This is a genomic window from Limnobacter sp. (assembly GCF_964228395.1).
Lineage (GTDB): Bacteria > Pseudomonadota > Gammaproteobacteria > Burkholderiales > Burkholderiaceae_B > Limnobacter.
The window spans coordinates 1-2,161 of sequence record NZ_CAXQZX010000126.1 but is presented as its reverse complement, the minus strand read 5'-3'; the positions used below and the strand labels follow the sequence as shown (position 1 = coordinate 2,161).

Below are 2,161 nucleotides of genomic sequence, written 5' to 3'. Positions count from 1 at the left end.
CCCGATCAAGGGACATACTTTGCTGGTGAATGTGTTGGTTGCTGCACCGCTTCCCAAAGCTTTCACTTACCAATGGCACAGTGAACACATGCCCCGATTTGGAATGCGTGTCATTGTGCCGTGGGGGCGTCAGCATCGAATTGGTCTGGTTCAGGGTGTTGCTCCTGATCAGCAATTGGCCGAGAACATCAAACCCGTGCACTCGGTGTTGGACCAAGGTGAATGCCTGAGCGCCCAGTGGCAGGCCTTGATTGAATTTGCCGCCAAGTACTACCACCATCCTTTGGGCATGATCGCGCTTGAAGCCTTGCCCAAGGCCTTGCGGGTTCTGAATGCCCGTGGAGAGGAGCCGGTGATGGTGGCCAAATCCCGAGAACATGCCATGAAGTTGCTGGCAGAGCGTACCGATCCGGACACCAGTGTCAAAGCCAACAAAACCAAAATCGACAAACTTGAAAAGCCGGAGCTGAATGCCGAGCAACTGGACGCTGTGGCGCAGCTGGCCAATGCCAAAGGCTTTAACCCCTTTCTGCTCTATGGAGTAACTGGCAGTGGCAAAACTGAGGTGTACCTGCACACGGTGGAAGAACGATTAAAGCGCGGCGAGCAGGTGTTGGTGCTGTTGCCCGAAATCAATCTGACCCCGGCTGCGCAAGCACTTTACAAGGAACGCCTTGCGCCTCACCGCGTCGTGGTGATGCACAGCAACCTGGCTGAGTTGACCCGTACCAAGGCCTGGTTCGAGGCCGCTACGGGCGCTGCCGATGTGATTATTGCCACACGCCTGGGCGTGCTGACCCCACTGCCCCGACTTGGCATGATTGTGGTGGACGAAGAACACGACCCTTCATACAAGCAGCAAGACGGCATGCGTTACCATGCCCGCGATTTGGCGCTGATGCTGGCCAAACAGCGCGAGGTGCCGATTGTGCTGGGTTCGGCAACCCCTGCCCTGGAAAGCTGGTTGAAGGCCGACCTTGGGGCTTACAAGCGCTTGTGTTTGAAAAACCGGGCGGTGCTGGGTGCCAGTTTGCCAAAAGTGGAACTGATCAACACGGCCAACTTTCCGGCCAAAGAAGGATTGAGCGAGCCAGCCATGCAGGCGCTGGTGCAAAACTTCGAGGCCGGCAAACAAAGCATTGTGTTTTTGAACCGCCGGGGGTATGCGCCACAAATGGTGTGCAATGCCTGCGGTTGGGTGGCCAATTGCGACCATTGCACAGCTCATATGGTGTGGCACAAGAATGAACGCATGCTGCGTTGCCACCATTGCGGCGCTGGTCAGCGGGTGCCCACGCATTGCCCCACCTGCGGCAATCAGGACTTGACCGGGTTTGGCCGCGGAACCCAGCGCATTGAGGAAACACTGGCCGGCTTGCTGCCCACTGCAAATATTTTGAGAATTGACGCCGACAGCACCCGCAACAAAGGGCAAATGGAAGCGTTGCTGCAACAGGCGCACAGTGGAGAAGCCGATGTATTGGTGGGCACACAGATGATTGCCAAGGGCCACGATTTTGCCAATGTGGCCCTGGTGTTGGCCTTGAATGTGGATGCCTCGCTGTATTCGCATGCCTACCGCGCGCCCGAACGCCTGTTCGCCCAGTTGATGCAAGTGGCCGGCCGGGCGGGGCGCCGCGCAGGCGATGCCCGCATGGTGGTGCAAACCCGTTACCCCCAGCACCCTTTGTTCGATGCATTGAAAGCACACAATTACGAAAGCTTTGCCAGTCACGAAATGCAGGCCCGTAAGGATGCACGCATGCCGCCGTTTTCCCACCAGGCCACCATTCGGGCCGACCACAAAAAGCTGGCCAACTGCCTTCAGTTTTTAAGCACGGCGAGGGAGCTGGGTGAACCTTTGGTGGATGCAGACAGCCCTGTTTTTATGTGCGACCCGGTGCCGTTGACTGTGGTTCGGGTAGGCGGTATTGAGCGGGCGCAAATGCTGATTGAAAGCGAATCGAGACCTGCGCTTCACCGGTTTTTAACCCAGTGGCTGGCGCAATTGCACGAGCTACCCGGCAGTGTGCGCTGGTTTTTGGAAGTGGACCCGGTCGATTTGTAAGTGCCCTCTGGTACAGTAATGCCTTCCCCTGGAGTTTCCCCCCTGTATGTCTGTTGGCCTGAACAAAGCCCAAAGCGAAGCTGTGAATTATGT

General features: G+C 57.0%; 1 protein-coding gene. It reads left to right on the top strand.

Annotation, left to right across the window (positions count from 1 at the left end):
* Positions 1-4: 4 nt before the first annotated feature.
* Positions 5-2,068 (top strand): primosomal protein N', encoded by a 2,064-nt coding sequence (locus tag ACEQU8_RS10750; RefSeq protein ID WP_370263506.1) that lies wholly within the window; start codon positions 5-7, stop codon positions 2,066-2,068.
* Positions 2,069-2,161: the final 93 nt, after the last annotated feature.